General features: G+C 45.3%; 18 protein-coding genes. 8 read left to right on the forward strand and 10 right to left on the reverse strand.

From position 1 onward, the window contains the following. Nucleotides 1-102: 102 nt before the first annotated feature. From PSE7429_RS07275 to PSE7429_RS07295, 5 genes are all read left to right on the forward strand, one after another. Entirely contained in the window at nucleotides 103-531 is a 429-nt protein-coding gene (locus PSE7429_RS07275) for a BlaI/MecI/CopY family transcriptional regulator (protein ID WP_009626469.1), read from the forward strand. Nucleotides 532-535: 4 nt separating this feature from the next. Next, nucleotides 536-1,414 carry a M56 family metallopeptidase gene (locus PSE7429_RS07280; protein WP_009626470.1) on the forward strand — a complete coding sequence of 293 codons (879 nt, stop codon included), beginning with the start codon at nucleotides 536-538 and terminating at the stop codon, nucleotides 1,412-1,414. Between the two features lie 347 nt (nucleotides 1,415-1,761). Further along, complete coding sequence (locus tag PSE7429_RS07285; protein WP_009626471.1) at nucleotides 1,762-2,931, forward strand: DnaJ domain-containing protein; 1,170 nt, start codon at nucleotides 1,762-1,764, stop codon at nucleotides 2,929-2,931. Between the two features lie 45 nt (nucleotides 2,932-2,976). Continuing rightward, nucleotides 2,977-4,173, forward strand: a complete 1,197-nt coding sequence (locus tag PSE7429_RS07290; protein WP_009626472.1) for an ATP phosphoribosyltransferase regulatory subunit — start codon at nucleotides 2,977-2,979, stop codon at nucleotides 4,171-4,173. Between the two features lie 304 nt (nucleotides 4,174-4,477). Next, complete coding sequence (locus PSE7429_RS07295) at nucleotides 4,478-4,921, forward strand: SH3 domain-containing protein (protein WP_009626473.1); 444 nt, start codon at nucleotides 4,478-4,480, stop codon at nucleotides 4,919-4,921. A 91-nt stretch (nucleotides 4,922-5,012) separates the two neighbouring features. Here the strand turns inward: PSE7429_RS07295 and PSE7429_RS07300 are convergent, their stop codons facing one another. Next, nucleotides 5,013-6,326: an Nramp family divalent metal transporter gene (locus PSE7429_RS07300; protein WP_040687647.1), complete on the reverse strand. Its 1,314-nt coding sequence runs from the start codon at nucleotides 6,324-6,326 to the stop codon at nucleotides 5,013-5,015. Between the two features lie 275 nt (nucleotides 6,327-6,601). Further along, entirely contained in the window at nucleotides 6,602-6,940 is a 339-nt protein-coding gene (locus PSE7429_RS07305) for a hypothetical protein (RefSeq protein ID WP_009626475.1), read from the reverse strand. Nucleotides 6,941-6,988: 48 nt separating this feature from the next. On the opposite strand from PSE7429_RS07305, the gene PSE7429_RS27535 reads away from it, so the two are divergent. Beyond that, complete coding sequence (locus PSE7429_RS27535) at nucleotides 6,989-7,117, forward strand: hypothetical protein (protein WP_267878977.1); 129 nt, start codon at nucleotides 6,989-6,991, stop codon at nucleotides 7,115-7,117. 264 nt (nucleotides 7,118-7,381) lie between these two features. On the opposite strand, the gene acnB is transcribed toward PSE7429_RS27535, so the two are convergent. The 8 genes from acnB to PSE7429_RS07345 all read right to left on the reverse strand — a co-directional run bounded on the left by acnB (nucleotide 7,382) and on the right by PSE7429_RS07345 (nucleotide 18,770). After that, on the reverse strand, nucleotides 7,382-9,991 hold the full coding sequence (acnB, locus tag PSE7429_RS07310; protein ID WP_009626476.1) for a bifunctional aconitate hydratase 2/2-methylisocitrate dehydratase: 2,610 nt from the start codon (nucleotides 9,989-9,991) through the stop codon (nucleotides 7,382-7,384). Between the two features lie 479 nt (nucleotides 9,992-10,470). Further along, nucleotides 10,471-12,075 (reverse strand): histidine kinase dimerization/phosphoacceptor domain -containing protein, encoded by a 1,605-nt coding sequence (locus PSE7429_RS07315; protein WP_009626477.1) that lies wholly within the window; start codon nucleotides 12,073-12,075, stop codon nucleotides 10,471-10,473. Further along, a complete protein-coding gene (locus tag PSE7429_RS07320; RefSeq protein ID WP_009626478.1) occupies nucleotides 12,068-13,456 on the reverse strand; it encodes a TldD/PmbA family protein in 1,389 nt (462 codons plus the stop codon). The genes PSE7429_RS07315 and PSE7429_RS07320 overlap by 8 nt, the downstream gene beginning before the upstream one ends. A gap of 418 nt (nucleotides 13,457-13,874) precedes the next feature. Further along, complete coding sequence (psbA, locus tag PSE7429_RS07325) at nucleotides 13,875-14,957, reverse strand: photosystem II q(b) protein (protein WP_009626479.1); 1,083 nt, start codon at nucleotides 14,955-14,957, stop codon at nucleotides 13,875-13,877. Between the two features lie 375 nt (nucleotides 14,958-15,332). Beyond that, nucleotides 15,333-15,782, reverse strand: coding sequence for a nucleoside-diphosphate kinase (ndk, locus tag PSE7429_RS07330; RefSeq protein ID WP_009626480.1), 450 nt, complete (start codon nucleotides 15,780-15,782; stop codon nucleotides 15,333-15,335). 191 nt (nucleotides 15,783-15,973) lie between these two features. After that, nucleotides 15,974-17,248 (reverse strand): acyltransferase family protein, encoded by a 1,275-nt coding sequence (locus tag PSE7429_RS07335; RefSeq protein ID WP_009626481.1) that lies wholly within the window; start codon nucleotides 17,246-17,248, stop codon nucleotides 15,974-15,976. 2 nt (nucleotides 17,249-17,250) lie between these two features. Then, the gene (locus PSE7429_RS07340) at nucleotides 17,251-17,901 is read right to left on the reverse strand and encodes a riboflavin synthase (RefSeq protein ID WP_009626482.1); all 651 of its coding nucleotides are present in this window, start codon (nucleotides 17,899-17,901) and stop codon (nucleotides 17,251-17,253) included. 134 nt (nucleotides 17,902-18,035) lie between these two features. Further along, complete coding sequence (locus PSE7429_RS07345; RefSeq protein WP_009626483.1) at nucleotides 18,036-18,770, reverse strand: HAD-IA family hydrolase; 735 nt, start codon at nucleotides 18,768-18,770, stop codon at nucleotides 18,036-18,038. Between the two features lie 158 nt (nucleotides 18,771-18,928). Between PSE7429_RS07345 and PSE7429_RS07350 the strand changes: the two genes are divergently transcribed. Together PSE7429_RS07350 and PSE7429_RS07360 are read left to right on the forward strand one after the other, a co-directional pair. Continuing rightward, the gene (locus PSE7429_RS07350) at nucleotides 18,929-20,437 is read left to right on the forward strand and encodes an SLBB domain-containing protein (protein WP_009626484.1); all 1,509 of its coding nucleotides are present in this window, start codon (nucleotides 18,929-18,931) and stop codon (nucleotides 20,435-20,437) included. A 284-nt stretch (nucleotides 20,438-20,721) separates the two neighbouring features. Beyond that, entirely contained in the window at nucleotides 20,722-21,654 is a 933-nt protein-coding gene (locus PSE7429_RS07360; RefSeq protein ID WP_009626486.1) for a UDP-glucuronic acid decarboxylase family protein, read from the forward strand. Nucleotides 21,655-21,671: the final 17 nt, after the last annotated feature.

The raw sequence follows: 21,671 nt of genomic DNA on the forward strand, positions 1-21,671 counted from the left end.
TAAACCTTTAGCGCACGCTGCGCGTGCGCTAAAGGTTTAAGGGTTTTTATGCCCAGCTACTTAGAAAGAGCTATAGTGATAACAAATCATGCTGATTGAGTTATGACCCCCTTACCCCAACACCGACCAAAACAGTTATCCCTAGGACCTTTAGAGTCAGAGATACTGAATATTATTTGGGATAGCAGGCGATTAGGAGCGACGGATATCCACGATCGCATTTTGTCCGATCCCGATCGCGAGCTAGCTTATGGTTCGGTGATGACCGTATTGCGGCGATTGGAGCAAAAGGGCTGGATTCACTGCGAAAAAGAAGGACGAGCGCTCTATTGGCAAGCGCGTATCACCCGTGAAGAAGCACAGACTTTAAAGGTTTATCATCAACTCAACAGTTTTTTAGAAGTGGGTGATGCCGATATTGTGGCAGCCTTTGCCAACGACCTCGATCGGGCTAGCGTCGATAAATTAGAAGCGATCGCCGCCCGCCTCAAAACCATCCGTCAATCGCGAGAACAACCACAGGAAGGATAAGCCCATGCCCTTTTTCTCTGTACATTCTGTAATGATCTTTGGGTCGTTATTCTTGGCTTGGGGCTTGCGCTACGGCTGGCAACATAGTGGTAACGAGCAATTTAGTTGGCAAGGACGTTGGCAAAAAGCTTTAGTGTGCTTTGTCCTCCCACCGATGCTCGTGGTGATGACAGCGATCGCCGTGCTATGCATGGGATTTGAAGGGCAAATGATCGGCTTGCCAACAGGAAGATTCAGCTATGGTCTCGCCTTGGTATTTCTGATTTACTGCCTAGGGCGATCGCTGCAACTTGCCTTCAATGGTTGGCAGTCATTACAGAAATTGCAAAATCTTGTGGTCGAATTAAAAAAGGTGAACTCGATCGATGAACCCTTGCGATTGCTAAACATGCCCATACTTTTTGCGGCTCAAATCGGCTTTTGGCGATCGCATCTTTTTGTCAGTCAAGGATTGCTTGATACCCTTGATCGCGAACACCTAGAGGCTGTTTTATGCCATGAACGCGCCCATGCTCATTACCGCGATACCTTTTGGTTTTTCTGGCTCGGCTGTCTGCGGCAAGTGATGCCTTGGTTGCCCAATACTCAAACCCTATGGGAAGAGTTGCTACTATTACGAGAACTGCGCGCCGATCGCTGGGCCGCTCAATATGCAGATGGGTTATTGCTAGCGGAGTCCTTATTAACAATGGTTAGTGGTAATACTATGCCGACCCAAACCTTTTCGGCGGCCTTTGGTTCGACCAATACCAGCGATCGCCTCGAAGAACGGATTGACTTTTTATTAGCCGAGCCCGAGCCATTACCACAATTTTCTTGGCGATCGCTATTTTGGATTGGGTTTTCTCTATTGCCCCTTGCGGCTCTGCCCCTGCATTATTAATGAATCTCAAGATGAGAATGGTGGCGCGAAGCGCCACCATTCTCATCTTGAAAATTGCGAAGCGTGCCAAGGGCTTTTTCGTAAAGTAACGTGAGTTCGGGATAATTTGAAACGGGCTTTGAGAAAGGCTTTGCGTAGCAAACCCTTTCTCAAAGCCCCAAATTAAAAGCCTTGCGTAGCAAGGCTTTTAATTTGGGGCTTTTAAAATTTGCCAGCTTAACCCGAACTGACGTTAAAGTATTTAAGATTACTATATAGATTTTGGGTTTTTGGGGTTTAGTTGGTATAAGTATTAAATAAATCATCAGATCGCCACCATTATCCAGACATGGTCATAGCGAGCGAACATGAATCAGCCCAAACAGCCAAGGCAACAGTTTATCCGCATTGATCGAGGCATTAGTCAGTTTAATCATGACTACTATGCGGCTTTGGGACTACCAATCATTAGCAGTCCTGTTTACATTCGTCATGTCTATTTGAGTATTGCTCGCATCTTGCACCCTGATGTTTATGGATTTGCCCCCGAAGAAAAGGAAGTTGCTACCCAATATTTAGCCAAGCTCGTTAATCCTGCCTATAACGTTTTGATGCAAGAGGAAGAGCGCAAAGCCTATCAAGGGATCTTTCAGCTTCTTGCCAAGCGCTTAATGCAAAAATCTCGTAATGTGCCCATACATTCTAAGATTGCCTGCGAATTGATGATGGCTCCTAGCGATGGTTTTTACGAGCGAGCGGTCTCGATGATTGCCAAGGTGCAATATCAATCGCTCACAAATATTTTGGAATACACAGGGCAGATCAGCGAACTAAATCTGGTTTACATTCTCTACAAAGAGGGCTATCAGTACGGTGCAGTAAACATGCCGCCCGTACTCGCGCCGATGTCTGCAACCAAAAATACCAGCTCTTACGGCGCTCCCAATTATCCGCCCCCACCCATACCGCAGCCTCAGGTTATACCGCCACCTAAAAGTATCAAACCCTATACCGCAAGCTACCCTGCACCACCACCCAAGCCCAGCTATGCGAATCCCTCTCCCTATTCCTATCAGCCCCCTATTAATCGGCAAGCGGACTCCGACGATACCGTAATTCAGACCAGAATTGAAGGCAATGATAATAGCGCGATCGCTGATCGCCTCAAGATTTGCGAAATTTACATGAGTCAGGGAGATTGGAAATCGGCGCTCAAGGATTTGCGAGAGATTCTGCAACTCGATAAAAATAACAGTCAGTGCCACGCCATGCTCGGAGTGGTCTATATCAATATCAATCAACTGCAAATGGCAAAAATGAGCTTGACGCGATCGCTACAGCTTAATCCGCAAGAACCATTGGCCCTAAAACATATGCAGGAGGTTAATAATCCTGCCCCCCCAAGCATCCTCCCTAAGAACAATAAAAGCACCAACCCCAAGCCCGATGCTCCCGTAACGCCCAAGTCCCCTCTCCCACCTCCCCAAAAACGGGGCTGGCTCTCCAATCTTTTAGGTTGGGCAGATAATGACAAATAAAATTAGAACTACGGTACGATAAAAGGCGAAGACTGAGAGAATTGTATGGTGCATCAACTGCCGACTGGCGCAAAAGATTTACTTCCCCTAGACGTTGCTCAAAAGCGTTGGATCGAAAGCCGCATTCAACAAGTTTTTCAGTTATGGGGTTATCAGCGGATCATTACCCCCACGATCGAGCATTTGCGATCGCTTACCGCAGGTGGAGCCGTCGATCCCGAATCTGTCATCCAACTGCCTAGTAACAGTAGCGATGTTTTAGGATTGCGTCCCGAATTTACTGCCTCGATCGCTAGAGCCTATGCGGCTCGTTTGGGGAGCCATGTGGCAACCTGTCCACAGCGCATTTATTACAATGCCAATGTATTTCGGCGCAGAGGCAATAATACTTCTGAAGAATCATTTCAAGCAGGGGTAGAACTGCTCGGCGCTTCAGGGCTAATGGCTGACGGTGAAATTCTGATGCTTTTAGCCGAAAGTCTCGATCGCTTAGAACTACAAAATTGGCAAATTATCCTCGGCGATGCCAGACTGACGACCGCATTACTCGATCTCCTACCAGAACAATATCGTACCAAGGTACGTCAATGCCTTGCTAACCTCGATCGCGTTGCTATTGCCGAAATGGATTTGCCCACCGATGTTAAAGGCTATGCCATCGAACTGATCGACTTGCGCGGCAAGCCCAAGGATCTGTTGAGTCGTTTGTCCACCAGTGCATGGACATCGGGACTGACTGGCGAAATTAATTACCTGAAATCCTTAATCGATCTATGGGAAAGTACGGGGGGCAATAGCGATCGCTTAATCCTCGATCTCAGCTTTATGCAGACCTTTGACTATTACACGGGGATCGTGTTTGAAGTTGCTTGCGATAATTATGTCGTCGCCCAAGGCGGTCGTTACGATCACCTTCTTGGGGTTTATCACCCTCACAATGTCAGCTATCCTAGCATCGGTTTCTGCCTTAACCTTGAAGAACTGCAACAGGCTTTACAGTCGCGATTACCCCAAACCCTGACAAATTCTAGTTATTTAGTGGTGGCGAAGGAACCCGATGCGGTTCAGGCAGCCTTTGCCCATGCCGCACAGTTGCGGCAGTCATCCGATCTCGAAGCCGTTGAATTAGAGTTGCAGTTTCGCGCCGTTGAGGCAGTTCGCGACCAAGCGCGATCGCGAGGCATTCCTAAGATTGCATGGGTTAGTAGCGATGGCGCGATCGTCTCAGAAACTCTCAATTAAAGCCTAAAACATTTAGCTCACGCTACGCGTGAGCTAAATGTTTTAGGCTTTAATTGCGCCTATCTATTTATAGTTACAGTCACTTGACCTAGGACAAATCAAACCCCAAGAATTGATTGGCGGCGCGAAGCGCCGCCAATCAATTCTTGGGGTTTATGTCCTATTACATTTGGCGACAGCTATATCATGTTCCATTGCGATCGCTTCATGCAAAAATCTCTATTCAATTTGAAGAACTTAGGGTAATCTATTCACTCAATCATCTATTTTGCTAGAGATTTTGATATTGATTAGGTGCGCGTGAATGAGATTTCCAGAGACTGCAAAATCGGGTACAAGTTTAGCATTTAGCTTAGGGCTAATCGCGTCAATTATTGTGGTGGGCTGGTACTACGTCATTTTGCCCTATCAAAGACATCCCCAAAGACCCACTTTTACCAATGATTTAAAGGCTGCACCCGTCCCCACATCGCCGATCGCCGAGATCAAAGTACCAGTGATGCCCCAACCGACCTATAAAGCTAAGCCCAAACCCAACGATGCCAAATATTTAGGAAAAGTAAATGCCAGCATTGGACTAGTATTTCGGGCCGATCCCAGTCAGTCAGCCAAAAATGTGGGCGGTGCAGACTATAACACTAAGGTGGCGGTCATGAGAGAAACCCCCGATCGCGAATGGGTTTACGTCCGCAACGAAAGCACCAAAGAAGAAGGTTGGGTAAGAATTGGCAATATCACCAAAGAGTAAGCTAAGGAATATAGCCCCAAGAAGACAGGTGGCGGCGCTAAGCGCCGCCACCTGTCTTCTTGGGTTTGCGCCACAATGCTTAGGCAAACATCTATGACAGCCATCCCTGAATGGTCTGGATGATTAACCAGATATTTAAACTAGCAATAATGATGGCTATGGCACTAGCCACGATCTTGAGCCAACGAGGATTGACAAACTCACCCATCAAACGGCGATCGCTAGTAAACATTACTAAAGGGACTACGGCAAAGGAAAGCTGCAAGCTCAGCACAACCTGACTCAATAGCAGTAGTTGTCCCGTACTTTTTTCACCAAAAATGACGATCGCGATTAAAGCAGGGATCACGGCAAGGAGTCGGGTGGCGAGGCGGCGCAACCAAGGAGGTAATTGCAAACGCAAAAAACCTTCCATCACAATCTGACCTGCCAAGGTCGCCGTTAAAGCCGAACTTTGTCCCGAAGCTAACAAAGCAAAGCCAAAAATGGCACTAGCTGCCCCCACTCCTAATAAGGGGGAAAGTAATTGATAGGCATCCTCAATCTCGGCAACATCCTGATACCCATTGGTATGAAAAGTAGCAGCGGCAACTATGAGAATTGCGGCATTGATAAATAGGGCGAGCGATAACGCTAAGGTTGAGTCGATCGTGCCAAACTTAATCGCTTCCCACTTTTTTTCCGAAGTTGCTTCCCAAGCACGAGTTTGCACGATCGCAGAATGCAAATAGAGATTGTGAGGCATCACCGTTGCTCCCAAAATCCCCACAGCAATATAGAGCATTTCTGTGTTTTGTAAGATCTGATGATCGGGAATAAAACCCGTAAGAATGCTCCCAAAATCGGGACGCGCAAAAATAATTTGGGCAATAAAACATCCTGCGATCGTGGCGACAAGGGTAATCACCAAGGCCTCAACATAGCGAAATCCCTTGCTTTGTAGAAGCAGTAAGACAATGACATCTAGCGCCATAATACATACCCCCCAAACCAGCGGTATCCCCCAAAGCAGTTGCAAAGCGATCGCACTTCCCAATAGTTCAGCAAGATCGCAGGCGGCGATCGCTAGTTCGCACAATACCCAGAGCACCAAGCTCACCCTAGGACTGAAATAATCCCGACAAGCTTGGGCGAGATCGCGTCCTGTGGCAACCCCCAAACGGACACATAAGGATTGCAGCAAGATCGCCATTAAATTTGACAGCATAATAACGCTGAGCAATGTATAGCCGAATTTTGATCCGCCCGCAATATCCGTCGCCCAGTTGCCAGGATCCATATAGCCTACGGAAACTAAGTACCCAGGTCCCGCATAAGCAAGCAGCTTACGCCAAAAACCTCGCTGGGGAATGGGGATCGTTCGATGGACTTCTGGCAAGCTTTGGGGTCGATCCAACATGGGCATTTTCAAGCTAACGTTTCATAATCGTTTCATAATCTAGTTTATACCACTTGCTTCTAATTCTTACTTTTTCCGTTGTCTTTTTATGCCAGCATAACCATAACCGTCAAGGCTCAATAGGTGTTTCGGGGAGATCAAACATACTGAACGCTTCAATGCTTTTCATGACAAGCGTTTCAGACATCGAAGACCTCCGAGGCTAAAAACATTTTGCATCAAGTATTTCAGCCATTTAAGCTAAAGCACCTCCCCGAAACACCTATTGAGCCAATCACTTTCTAGCGACGCGTTTGGTTATGGTGTGCTTGTTTCTCTCTCAATTCACGCGCTCTTTGTTCGGCAAGACGTTGCGCTTCGAGGCGACGTTGCGCTTCGAGACGACGTTGCGCTTCGAGACGACGTTGTTCTTCGAGACGACGTTGTTCTTCGAGACGACGTTGTTGTTCTCTCGTTACAGAAGCTTGGTATTGAGGCTTATTGTCTCCAATTCCTACAGCAATATTGCTTTGATGGTTTGTCAAATTGATGTTTAGCTCGGCTGCTGATGCTTTAGTGGGATTGAAGGCTACAGTGCTGAGTAAGGTAACGGCAAGTAAGGCGAGGCTTGAAACTTTCATGGTTTATGCTGCTTGGTGAACTATGCCCTTTTAGACAAGCCCTCATAAATGTTGGTTCAGTTAAAACCCGTGACTTTTTTCCTATCATTTGATGATGGCGATCGCAATAGATTTCTTGTCCCTAAGCGATCGCCTTTCTATCCAAAAGTTGATAGATTGCAAAATCCTAAGCCCTAGGTTTGGTTCTAAGTAGCGTGAGTTCGGAATAATTTAAAACGGGGTTTGAGAAAGGGTTTGTATAGCAAACCCTTTCTCAAACCCCAAAAGTAAAAGCCTTGCTATGCAAGGCTTTTACTTTTGGGGTTTTAAAGTTTGCCAGCTTAACCCGAACTGGTGTTATACCAATTCACGAAAGTGTGACAACACTTTTGTGAATTAAAAACTAAACCCTAGTATGGGTTTTCAGGTTAAGAAATGGCGTAGCCATTTCTTAACCTAGTATTACTTAGCTGTCTTCGCAGCCACAGGTATACCCAAAATATCCTCAATGCGAGGCATATCCTTGAGCGCAATCACCCGACCTTGATCTTCAAAATTGGCAATCTGGTCAAAGTTGAGATAGCGATAGAGATCATTGGCAAAAGGATCGATCTTTCTGGTGACGATCGCTTTGTATTCTTCCACCGTGGGAATGCGTCCGAGTAAGGCACAGACCGCCGCTAGTTCTGCCGAACCAAGATAGACGCGAGCATCTTTGCCCATGCGGTTATTAAAGTTGCGGGTGGAAGTCGAGAAGACAGTCGCACCATCAGCGACCCTTGCCTGATTGCCCATGCAGAGAGAGCAGCCAGGAACTTCCGTTCTTGCGCCAGCAACACCAAAGGTACTGTAAATCCCCTCTTCCTTAAGTTGGAACTCATCCATGCGGGTAGGTGGGGCGACCCAGAGACGCGCTTTGACAGCGGCTTCTTTTTCGAGAACCTTAGCAGCGGCGCGGTAATGTCCGATATTAGTCATGCAGGAACCGATAAACACTTCATCCACGCGATCGCCTGCTACTTCCGAGAGCAACTTCACATTGTCTGGATCGTTTGGTGCGGCAACAATGGGCTCCTTGATCTCATTGAGATCAATTTCGATAATTTCCGCATATTCGGCATCGGGATCGGCTTTCATGAGCAAGGGATTAGCGAGCCATTCTTCCATTTTGGCGATACGGCGCAAGAGAGTCTTAGCATCGCTATAGCCACGGGCGATCATATTCTTCATCAAAGCAATATTTGATCGCAAGTATTCAGCAACTGTTTCCGTACTGAGCGCGATCGTACTACCAGAGCAGGAACGCTCGGCAGTGGCATCGGTTAACTCAAAGGCTTGCTCGACTTTCAGATCGGGTAAACCTTCAATTTCCATAATTCGCCCAGCGAAGACATTCTTTTTGTTCTTCTTCTCCACGGTAAGCAAACCTCTTTGAATCGCAATATAGGGAATCGCATTCACGACATCACGGAGGGTAACACCAGCTTGCAATTCACCCGTAAAGCGGACTAAGACCGATTCGGGCATATCGAGGGGCATTATGCCAAGAGCCGCAGCAAAGGCGACTAATCCCGAACCTGCGGGGAAAGAAATACCCAAGGGGAAACGGGTATGGGAATCGCCACCAGTGCCAACGGTATCGGGCAAGAGCATTCTATTTAACCAAGAATGGATAATGCCATCATTGGGGCGCAGGGCAACACCGCCACGATTAGAGAAGAAATCGGGAAGTTCTTTGTGGGTTTTGATGTCGGTGGGTTTAGGATAGGCGGCGGTATGACAGAAGCTCTGAATCACCAGATCGGCACTAAATCCCAAACAAGCGAGTTCCTGCAACTCATCACGGGTCATCGGACCTGTTGTATCTTGAGAACCCACGGTCGTCATCAATGGTTCACAGGAAGTGAAGGGACGCACCCCAACAACACCGCAAGCTTTGCCCACGATCTTCTGCGCGAGGGTATAGCCCTTGCCAGTATCAGCAGGGACAGCAGGAAGAATAAAGATATCGCTTGCGGGTAGTCCGATCGCATGGCGCGTTTTAGCGGTCAAACTGCGCCCAATTAGGAGGGGAATCCGTCCACCCGCACGCACTTCATCGGCGATCGTATCAGGAGCGAGACTAAAGGTGGAGAGGGTTTCACCAGCCGCATTGGTAATTTTACCTTCGCGAGTATGGATGGTAATTACATCCCCCATCTCTAAATTTGAGACATCGCACTGGATCGGCAATGCTCCCGCATCTTCAGCAGTATTAAAGAAAATCGGAGCGATCGTACTTCCCAAAATCACACCCCCCGATCGCTTATTGGGGATAAAAGGAATGTCATTGCCAATATGCCATAACACCGAGTTAATCGCTGATTTGCGCGAAGATCCCGTTCCCACAACATCGCCAACAAAGGCAACGGGATGCCCCTTTTGCTTGAGTTCGACGATCTTTTGCAAGCCTTCAGGCATCATCGATTCCAACATACTCAATGCATGGAGGGGAATGTCAGGACGTGAAAAAGCCTGAGAGGCGGGAGAAAAGTCATCGGTATTGATTTCGCCTGTTACTTTAAATACCGTAACTGTCAAGGTTTCGGGCAGGACAGGACGACTGGTAAACCATTCTGCGGCAGCCCAAGACTCGATCACCGATCGCGCTCTAGCATTAGTTTTTGATAGTTCTAAGACTTGATTAAAGGCATCAAATACTAGGAGAGTTTTCTTCAAGGCTGTGGCGGCAAGCTCTCCCAACTCATCATTGGTTAATAGCTCGATTAAGGTCTGGACGTTATACCCGCCCACCATCGTTCCCAGTAGTTCCACGGCCAAGGTTGGCGAAACTAGGGGTGACTGATGCTCACCTTTAGCGATCGCCGTTAGCCAGCCTGCCTTGACATAGGCAGCTTGATCAACTCCAGGGGGAATGCGATCGCGTAGCAACGATAATAAAAATGCCTCTTCGCCAGCAGGAGGAGCTTGTAACAAATCGCAAAGCGCTGAAGTTTGCGTTGCATTTAAGGGTAAAGGGGGAATGCCTTGCTGGGCACGTTCGGCGGCATGGTCGCGGTAAGCGGATAACATAGGTATTTATTCTTGATTTTTTACAAATACTTAATCTATTATCCTATTACTGCCACCCGTTTCGATTCGGTGCATAAATTACAATCCTGTAGCAATGCTTGAATTAGTTAACGTCAGTTCGGGTTTGCGTAACAAACCCTTTCTCAAAGCCCATTTCAAATTATCCCGAACTCACGTTAATTAGCTTGTGATTAAGAGCTTTTATTTGAGAGCTTTTATTTGAGCTTTTATTTGAGCTTTTATTTGAGCTTTTATTTGAGATTTTTTTCGTAACAGGATGAGCAAATATAGCAACGTAAGAGATAATACCAATTCACGAAAGTGTGACAACACTTTTGTGAATTAAAAACTAAACCTCGTAAGGGTTTGCAAGTTAAGAAATGGCTACGCCATTTCTTAACTTGGTATAACTAGGACAAATCAAAAACCAAAGGCAATAGGCGGCGCTTCACGCCGCCTATTGCCTTTGGTTGCCTCTATCAACTTGTCTGCAAAGTAAAATGGAAGCTAGTACCAATAGAACAGGATAAATCTAGATTTGCTCTCAATTGCTGCGTTAAAATCCTCACTAATCTCAATCCAAGAGAAGTTGTCGCTTTAAAATCAACAGTCTGCGGAAGCCCAATTCCATTATCACGAATAATTAAATGCAAAATATGATCTTCTATAGAATTATATAAAACAACTTCAATTAGCCCCTTATTGTGATTTGGGAATGCATATTTAAAGGAATTAGTTAATAATTCATTCACAATCAACCCCATCGAAATTGCCGTGTCAATATTTAACAATGTGGGCTTAATATCTAACTTTAATTCAATATCACTAGCATTAAAGTTTGTAGAACTATAGAGATTCACAACTAACCGTTGGAGATATTCACAAAAATCAACCTTATCCACATCCTGAGATTGATATAACTGTTCGTGGATGAGTGACATTGTATGAATCCGTCGCTGACTATCGGAAAGGGATTTCAGGGCTTCCACATCGCTGACATGACGGGCTTGCATTGATAGCAAACTATCAACTACACTTAGATTATTTTTAACTCGATGATGAACTTCTCTTAACAGGACTTCCTTCTCAGCAAGGGATGATTGCAATCTCGTTTCTACTTCTTTTAATTCCGTAATATCCGATGCCGCACCAATAATTTGCTTCACACTACCATCATCATTATGCAAGAAAATAGTTTCCTGACTGTAAAACCATTTCCATTTGCCCTGAATATCTTTCATGCGATACTCAATAACAAATAGGTCTTCCATTTTGTTATCGCGGATATCTTGATAGTGTTCGTTTACCTTAGGTAAATCATCGGGATGAATAATGCTGGGAATCATCGATTCCCCCATTGCTTGTATTTCGGAAGGAGTATAGCCAAGCAAATGGGTAATTGCTTGATTGCAGTAAATATTACGACTTTCTTCAATATCGTAGATATAGAGAATATTAGGAGTCGTATCGGCGATGCGTTGAATGAATTGTTGGCTACTTTTGAGCGCTTGTTCTGCTTGCTTGCGCGTTAAAGCGATCGCAATATAAGTAACAATAGTTTGGGTTAACTGGACTTCTTCTTCGGTGAACTGTCTCGGTATATCGAAATAAGCAACTATGTCGCCTAAATGTCGATGCTCGTACTCTAGGGGAAATACGGCTAAGGCTCCGATATTTTCATCATGGCAAATCCTTTGTAAAGTTCGATCGCTAGGTAATATGGCACAGTAAGGAAAAGTACGATGTTTTAATTCTTCGCGATTGTCAAAGCCTTCAAAAAAATTCTCGATTTCCCGCTGGTATTCTTGACTAATCCCCACGGATTCTCGGTAACGCAGACAATGCCTAGAGTCATTAGTGAGTATCGCAGCTCGGGAAATTCGTAGAGCAGGACAAATTCCATTGAGAGCAATTTGATAGATTTCATTAATAGTCTGGGCTGCATTCAAAGCTGACACAAAATCACACATCAACCTTAATCGTGTCAACTGCAAGTTGAGCCGATCCTCTGCTAGCTGCTGATTAGCGATCGTTTGCACCAACTGAAAATTAACTTCTCTGAGTTCAGTTTTTACTCTAGCCATGGTGCTCGCCTCCCACAATCGCATTCTTAATTCTCAAACTTGGGGAACCACAGCCAACCGCCAAACCACTTTGTCCACCCTTGCCACAACCTCCCGACTCGTCCCATATAAAGTCGTTACCGATCGCCTCAATATCCGCTAAAGTCTCAAAGGCATTGCCTGAGATGGTGACATCTTTTACGGGTTCAGCAATTTTTCCATGGCGAATCATCCAAGCCTCACCTGCGGTAAAGGTAAACATTTCACCATTGGTCATTCCTCCCTGCCAGTTTTTGGCATACACACCGATCGGAATGTCGTTAAACAAGTCAGCAACAGGAATATTTCCTCTGGCAATCCAAGTATTAGTCATGCGGACAATTGGAGGATAGTGATAATCCAAACATCGAGCATTGCCTGTAACCCTTTCACCCAACTTTCCCGCAGTTTCTCGCGAATGTAATCTACCAACTAATACACCATCGGCAATTAACTGAGTTGTAGTTGCTGCTACGCCTTCATCGTCATACAGATAACTACCACGATGTTCGGCGATATCCGCCCCATCAAAAATCTGTAAATCGGGCGAACCAAATTTTCGACCAAGGCTCATAGTTTCTAACATGTCAGGATTTTCATAGAGCATGTCAGCCTCCGAAAGATGCCCAAAAGCCTCGTGAACGAACAATCCTGCTAAAATCGGGTCAATCACAACTGTATAAGTATTACCCCGTACCATTGGTAGATCCAAGGCTGTAACGGCTCGCTGAGCCGCACCGATTACTTGTGGCTCTAAATTCAGCAGATCGCCATAGGCTCGTCTGGAGCCAAAGGTTTCTCGACCAGTTTGAACGATATCGCCATTTCTGGCGATCGCCGAAGCTCTTAATTCCCAGTCAGCCCATTCCTGCTCGATCGTCGTTCCCTCTGAGGTGACCAAGAGGACTTGCTGCGTGCAATCCCCATAGCGGACTGAAGTACTCACTACGCGATCAGAAACTGATCGCAAAATATCGCTGTAATGAGAGCAAAGATCTTTTTTGTCAATCAGGGGAATCTGTTGGGGATCTTCTTTAATGAGGGATACTTTTGCCTGTAAAGGCTCTACTGGCGCTAATAAAGTTTCGGCGTTACCGACCCATTTAGCTGCCGCGATCGCTTCTTTAATTTTTAGTTCTAAACTATCTAGATCGTTAAAGCTAGCAAATCCCCAACCACCTCGATGACAAGCCCTCACCTGTCCACCGATCGAGATCCCTGTACTCAAGGTTTCGACCTTGCCACTGCGTAAAAAAATATCAGCCCCTTGCGATCGTTCTAATCGAATCGCAAAAAAATCTACCTGAGACTTATATTTACTAACCCAGTCCAAAATGCGATCTTTAACTTGCCATATATGCATATACAAAGCTCACAGGAAAAGCTATTTACGCGTTCTCTTTTGAATTATCGCACAAAAATATCGTCTTTATAGATAAATTAGGTATAACTCTAGCCAGGTTAATTAAAGCAAAAAATAAGAGAGTTGTGTTACAAAACACCCCCACTCACATTAAGACAAATCAAAACCCCCAAGATGAGTGGCGGCGTGAAGCGCCGCCACTCATCTTGGGGGTTTGATATCCTAAGCAAACCTTATACCAAGTAAAGAAATGGCTACGCCATTTCTTTACTTAAAAACCCTTACTAGATTTAGTTTTTAATTCACAAAAGTGTTGTCACACTTTCGTGAATTGGTATTACATTGCTATAAATAAAAAAGCTCCCCTTTCGGAGAGCTTTTTTATTTATCTAGATTTGGACTAGAGCATCGTTCGGGATTAACCGTTGATAGCAGGAGCAGCCATCGCAACAGGTGCTACATCAACAGCAGCCAAATCGAGAGGGAAGTTGTGAGCATTGCGCTCGTGCATTACTTCCATACCCAAGTTAGCGCGGTTGATTACGTCTGCCCAAGATGGTACTACACGACCTTGGCTATCAGAAATTGATTGGTTGAAGTTGAAACCATTCAAGTTGAAAGCCATGGTGCTTACGCCCAATGCGGTGAACCAGATGCCGACTACTGGCCATAGAGCCAAGAAGAAGTGCAAGGAACGGCTGTTGTTGAAAGAAGCGTATTGGAAAATCAAGCGACCGAAGTAACCGTGAGCGGCAACGATGTTGTAGGTTTCTTCTTCTTGTCCAAACTTGTAACCAGCGTTTTGGCTTTCGTTTTCGGTGGTTTCACGGATCAAGCTGGAGGTTACCAAGGAACCGTGCATGGCACTGAACAAGGAACCGCCGAACACACCTGCTACTCCCAACATGTGGAAAGGATGCATCAAGATGTTGTGCTCTGCTTGGAATACGATCATGAAGTTGAAAGTACCAGAGATACCCAAAGGCATACCGTCAGAGAAAGATCCTTGTCCGATTGGGTAGATCAAGAATACTGCGGTTGCGGCGGCTACTGGTGCAGAGTAGGCTACGGCGATCCAAGGACGCATACCGAGGCGGTAGGACAATTCCCATTCACGACCCATGTAGCAGAAAATACCGAGCAAGAAGTGGAAAATTACCAATTGGTAAGGACCACCGTTGTATAGCCATTCATCAAGGCTATCTGCTTCCCAAATGGGGTAAAAGTGCAGGCCAATCGCGTTCGAGGAAGGAACGACTGCGCCAGAAATCATGTTGTTACCGAATAGCAAGGAACCTGCTACTGGTTCACGGATACCGTCGATATCAACTGGAGGTGCAGCGATAAAGGCGATTACGAAGCAAATGGTTGCTGCCAATAGGCATGGGATCATGATTACGCCGAACCAACCGATGTATAGACGGTTGTTGGTGCTTGTAATCCAGTTACAAAACTGATCCCAGATAGATGCGCTTTCGCGTCTCTGTACTGCTGTTGTCATTTTTGTGTTTAGGTTAAGAATTTATTAGTGCAAACTTGCGTTCACATTAACAAATATATCAAATTGTTAAGAATTGTCAATAATCCTTTTTGTAGAGATGGGATAACCGATCCATAACATCACCGTAATTAACATTGACGTAATTAACATTGACAAGTATAGCCATTATATAAAAGCCAAGAGGGTAAGGGCTGCGCGGTGCACAGCCCTTACCCTCTTGGCTTTTGTATATGGGGTTTTGATTTTGTCCTGACGCAAGTGGCGACAGTGATAAGTAACTGGCGCAATTAAATATAAAATCCAAAAACCTTTAGCGCACGCTGCGCGTGCGCTAAAGGTTTTGATTCTGGGTTTTAATTATGCCCAGCTACTTACTTATTCGTAAATCCAAGCAGTTAGGCTAGGTTTCCACTCCACTAACTCTTCGGGCTTAAACCACAGCGCAATCTCCGTTTGAGCAGTCTCGATCGCATCAGAACCGTGAATGATATTGCGTCCAATATTTACACCGAAATCACCACGAACTGTTCCTGGCTCAGCGGTCAGAGGATTGGTCGCTCCAATAATTTTACGTGCTGAAGCCACTACACCATCCCCTTCCCATACCATTGCCACAACAGGACCTGAGGTAATAAAGTCAACCAGCCCTGCAAAAAATGGTCTTTCTTTATGTACTGCATAGTGGCTTTCGGCTAATTCACGGGTGGGTTGCAACAATTTCAGTCCGACGAGCTTGAAGCCTTTAGTTTCATAACGACGAATAATTTCTCCGACTAGGTGACGTTGCACGCCATCGGGCTTAACTGCCAAAAAAGTACGTTCCATGATCTCTGTAAAAGTATTCCTAAAAGTATTAAGCAATTGTAAAGAAGTTTACAGAAAGCATTATTTCATTTTAAGGAACGCAAATAAAATAAAGTTATGGCAATCACCCTAAGTAGCTGGGCATAATTAAAACCCAAGATCAAAAGCTGTAGCGCACGCTGCGCGTGCACTACGGCTTTTTGCCTAGCTACTTAGATACGATCAAGGACATTTTTTTGAAACCATCGCTTGATCTGAGGTTGCATTTTGAGTTCCAATAAATAAGCAATACCAAGAGTTAGCGCCAGCCAGATCAGTAGGCGAATTATAAAGCTGCTGGGGGAGGCACTCAAAGCAGGAAATCTATGCATAAAATTCAGTATCGGCATATGTAAGACGTATATACCGTAGGAGATACTGCCAAAAAACGTCAGCTTGGAAAATATATCGGGACTCATTTTCCAGCCCCAAAGCCCAAAGCCCAAGAACATTTGCACTGCGGCAATTACCCAACCCTCAGCGTTAAAAAGTTGTTTGGTTGCGAAAAGATAGCTGGTTTGAAATAGGGGCAAAGCGATCGCGATCGCACCAATCAGACGTAAATGAGGAATTTGGCGTTTGGTGAGGGCAGCAAACAGCAAGACGCATAGAGGAAAGTAAACAAAGTCGGTAATACTAATTTCTGGCAGAGCAATTCCTGTAAAACCAAGGTTAGCGAGTAAGGTTTTACCAATGGTTAGCTTGTCTGTAGCGATAAAGAGCAAGATGTAAGAGACAATTGGCAATTTCGCAAAAGATCCAGAGCTTGGCTTTTTCCAAGCCAACCATAATCCAAATAACCAGAATAGCCAGCCTGCGGCATAACCCGAAATAATGGAGGGAAACCAAGGAATCCAAGGAGATACGATCGCTACTGCTAGAGAGCCAAGCATTAATGGCATAACTTGGGGACGAAAATACCAAATAGCGAGAAAGACTATGTAGTAAACGATTTCATAATGTAAAGTCCAAAGCACTCCATTGCCAGATAACAATGCCGATACGCCACCTTGCAAGAAAAACAAATTGCCAACGATCGTTTTCCATGAGTCCGTCGGAGAAGACAGTACACCTAAAATAATCGCAATTATATAGATAGGATATAGGCGAATAAATCTTCTTAATAAATACCGAATGGCATTGGATTTGGTAAAGGGTAATTGATTGGTGAGTCCAATTACATAACCAGATAAGGCAAAGAAGATTAAAATCCCACCATGAGCTGCGTTAAAAAGGGAGCCGAAGGAAAAGGTGGGATGGTAAGCAGGATCGAGCTTAAATTCGTAGAAAAATATATGCGAGTAAGCAACCCAGAGCGCCGCCAGTCCTCTTAAGCCTTCTAAGGCGTAGTCATAAATTTTGCGACCTTCAATCTGGGTATCAACTATTGGAACAAAGCGATCGCGCAAATCAGCATCATCGGAAATTTGATTTTGCATGGGTCTCATATTTATCCCCATCCATGTTCCAGCAAAAACTCTGGAGTAATTACCGATTTGGGCTGGGGCAAAGCTGAATTATTTGCTACTTTCAGAAATTTTTCGACATATTTACCCAGTAGATCGCCTTCTAAATGCACCAAACTACCGATATCTAAATCCTTTAAAGTAGTGTTTTCGTAGGTATGGGGAATGACAGCAACGCGAAAATTTGTACCTGATTCATTGCAATAGGAGACGGTAAGACTAATTCCGTTAATCGCAATACTGCCTTTAAATACAATGTAGCGAGCGACTTCGGGAATTGCTTCAAAGCTGAGTTCCCATGAGTTACCGACAAGGAGGCGATCGCTTAGTTTCCCCATACCATCAATATGTCCCGATACAAAATGCCCGCCAATTTTATCGCCCACTGCTAAAGCGGTTTCGAGGTTCACATATTTCAAACGGCGATCGCCAAAGTTAGTGCGACCGAGAGTTTCGGGCGAAACATCGGCAACAAAATTGGTAGCAGAAACTTGAGTTGCGGTCAGACAGACCCCGTTCACTGCGACGCTATCACCGATCGCAATTTTATCGACGAGATCGGGACAATAGATCACCAAGCGATCGCGATCGCGATGTTCGATGATACCGATGGTTTGCACAAGTCCTGTAAACATTATTAGTAGAGAAATATTAGTAGAGAAATATTAGTAGAGATAAGAGAGAGCAGTGGATAAGACCTGCGGCGCAAGCTGCGCTTGCGCCGCAGGTCATCTGGATTGGAAATAGGTAGAGAGGTGTTTGTATGGGGTTAACCCAGTAAATCAGTTAACTTATTAATACTGCGGGCTGCTTGCTTTTGGGGATCGTTAGAGTGGGAGGCGTTAGCAATAGAGCGATCGCGATTTAGCCAAAAAGCATTCATTCCTATCGATGTAGCTCCTTGATAATCTTCACTAAAACTATCGCCAATATGCCATGCCAAATCTGGCGATCGCTCTAGGTGATGTTTGGCAAGGGCACTCTGGAAGATCAAGGGATCGGGCTTGGCAGCACCGACCTCCGTCGATATTGTAATGGAATGAAAGTAATCTGCTAATCCTAACTCTGATAGTACGGAATAGAGACGACTGTCAAAATTGGATAGTAAGCCGAGGGAGATACCTTGCTGTTGCCAAAAATCCAAGGCGAGGAAGACCTCTTCATAAACAGACCAAGGCGCAGCCGTAGCAAAGTAAGCATAGAGACTCTGAAAGAAAGCATCAAAATCGGAAAACTTCGCAAAATCCCCTGTTTGCCTAAAGGTCTGCTCCGCAAGCGATCGCCACCATATATATTCAGCCTCAGCAATATTAGCCCCATGCAAATGCGGAAAAGCCATCCTTGGAGCCGCTTGAAAACTTTGATAAAATGCACGATTAATTAATGTAGGGTCGAGCTTAACATCAAAATTCACCGCAACCTGAGCATACTGCAAGCCCACACTACCATCCACCCCAAACAAAGTACCTACTGCATCTATATAAATAACCTGAGGCGATCGCATTATATTTCGGGGAAATTACTGAGATAAATTACGAGTTGTACTGATACAATGACAGCCAAATCTTGCAAAAACTGCCTCTAAATATTGTACAAGGGTCAGCCTATTATGGCAGATGTTCATTTTCTAAGGATGAGATGGTTGGATTAAGGAGTACTTTTATGCATATATCTCAATTTGGCAAATTAATTCTATTTACAGTCATAGCTTGTACTCCTTTACCGATTTGGGCGCAAACAAACACAAACCAAACTCCATCAACATCACCCCAGCCTCCTACTTCTAATCTCAAGCCATCGGCTCAGTTTAATCTGGCTACCCCCAAATTAAACGTGGGCGAATCTCAGGATTCCTTTCGCTACACCCTAGGTGCTGGAGATACCATTAAGATCGATGTTTTTAATGTCCCCGAACTATCGGGAACCCAAACGATCGCTCCCGATGGAACTATTAATATTTCTTTAATTGGAGCCATTAAATTAGAGGGATTGGGACTCGATGAAGCCACTACGTTACTCCGCGCAAAGCTCGACCCCTTCCTCGTTCGCAATATCGTTAATATATCCTTGCTCACGCCTCGCCCCCTCAATATTGCCGTCGTAGGAGAGGTAAATCGCCCGGGACCAAGATTTTTGAATTATGCTGGCACCGCATCCACGGGAGCTAGTGCGGCAACTTTAACTAGAGCGCTCGAATCCGCCTCAGGAATCACCTCAAGAGCCGATATTAGCAATATTCAAATTTCTCGTCGTGATGGCATTGCAGGTCGGCGCATTATCAAGATCAACCTCCAAGATTTATTGGAAAAGGGAGATATTAGCCAAGATGTTCGCATTCTTGATGGTGATTCGATCCTCGTGCCACCTCTAGCTGAGGCAAGTGCATCGCAGACCCGACTGGTTGGCAATTCCACCTTTTCTCCTGACACCTTCACCATTCAAGTGGCGATCGTGGGTGAGGTGAATCGAGTCGGTCCGCAAACCTTAGTCTACTCAAGGAATGGGGTGCTTTCCACAGGGCTTACGGGGGCATCGACCTCGGCGGGAACTGCCTCAGGTGGTGGACCAGTTACCCTCAGTCGCGCGTTACAAGCCGCCAATGGCGTAACGGAAATTGCGGATATTCGCAACGTCCAAATTTCAAGACTGAATGATAAGGGACAGCGCACCATTGTTAAAGCAAACTTGCTAGATCTAATTACGAAAGCAGATCTCAGTCAGGATATTACCCTCACCGATGGCGATCTGATCACCGTTCCACGGTTAGCGAAAACGAACCCCTCTGAATATCTACAGGTTGCTAAGGCAACATTTTCTCCGACAACTATTACCGTACAGGTCGTAGGGGAAGCCGTGCGTCCTGGAGCTTTGCAACTCAGACCCAACAGTTCGTTTACGGAAGCGATCTCCTATGCAGGCGGACTCACCAATGACGCAGACTGGCGGGCGGTCGAGCTTTATCGCGTCAATCCCGATGGCACGATTATGCGTCGGGATCTGGTTGCCGATCTCAATTTACCGATGAGTGAAGAATCTAATCCTGGATTGCGCGATCGCGATGTCATCGTCGTGCGTCCATCCTTTGGCTCTAGCTTACTGAACTCAACCACTAGATTTTTGGGCAATATCATCAATCCCTACTCTCTCATCAATAATGTGTTTAGGAAATAGTTTAGGAAATAGCTTAGGAAATAGTTTAGGAAATAGCTTAGGAAATAAGTTATGTAGGCGCAATTAAAGATAAAACCTCAAAAAACGTAGCGCACGCTACGCGTGCGCTACGTTTTTTAATATCTGGCGAAATAATATCTGGCGAAATATTGTTAAGTATCTCAGCATAATTAAAATCCAAATTTAAAACCTGCGGCGCACGCTGCGCGTGCGCCACAGATTTTAGGGTTTTATACAAGTTATCAATCATTTTTGTTGTCAATCATTTTTGCAAAAAGAAATTCATGAAAATCCTCGTTACAGGCGGTGCAGGCTTCATTGGATCACACCTAGTCGATCGCTTAATGACCTCTGGTCATGCAGTTATATGTATAGATAACCTCTACACAGGCAGAAAATCCAATAATGCACAGTGGCTCGATCATCCCAACTTCCAGTTTATCGAACATGACATTATCAATTCTATTGCGATCGAAAATATCGATCAGATCTATCATCTAGCTTGCCCAGCCTCACCCGTTCATTATCAATCCGATCCGATTCAAACTGCTAAAACCAACTTCTTAGGAACTCTCCATATGTTGGAATTAGCCAAACAATGTAGAGCCAGACTTTTGCTCGCTTCAACTTCTGAGGTTTACGGCGATCCGCTCATCCATCCTCAGACTGAAGACTATTGGGGCAATGTCAACTGTACGGGGATTCGTAGCTGCTATGACGAAGGCAAACGGATTTCCGAGACATTAGCATTTGATTACCATCGACAATTTGGGGTAGAAATTCGGGTAGCGAGGATTTTTAACACCCATGGCGCGAGAATGCTCGAAAATGATGGGCGTGTCGTTAGTAATTTCATCGTTCAAGCCCTTAAGGGAATCCCGCTCACTATTTATGGAGATGGTTCCCAAACTCGCAGTTTCTGCTACGTATCTGATCTCGTCGAAGGATTGATGCGCTTGATGAATGGCAAATACATTGGTCCCGTGAATTTGGGTAATCCTGGTGAATATACGATTCTACAACTAGCGCAGACAATTCAACGGATGATCGATCCGACGGCGGCATTAGTGTTTAAACCTTTACCCCAAGACGATCCTCAACGTCGTCAACCCGATATTTCACGGGCCAAGTTCCACTTAGGCTGGGAGCCAACTGTCCCCTTGGAAGAAGGGCTGTCAAAAACGATCGCCTATTTTCGCGATCGCCTAGCAAATTGAGCGAGCCAGAATTTCTC

The organism is Pseudanabaena biceps PCC 7429, assembly GCF_000332215.1.
Classification (GTDB): Bacteria; Cyanobacteriota; Cyanobacteriia; order Pseudanabaenales; family Pseudanabaenaceae; genus Pseudanabaena; species Pseudanabaena biceps.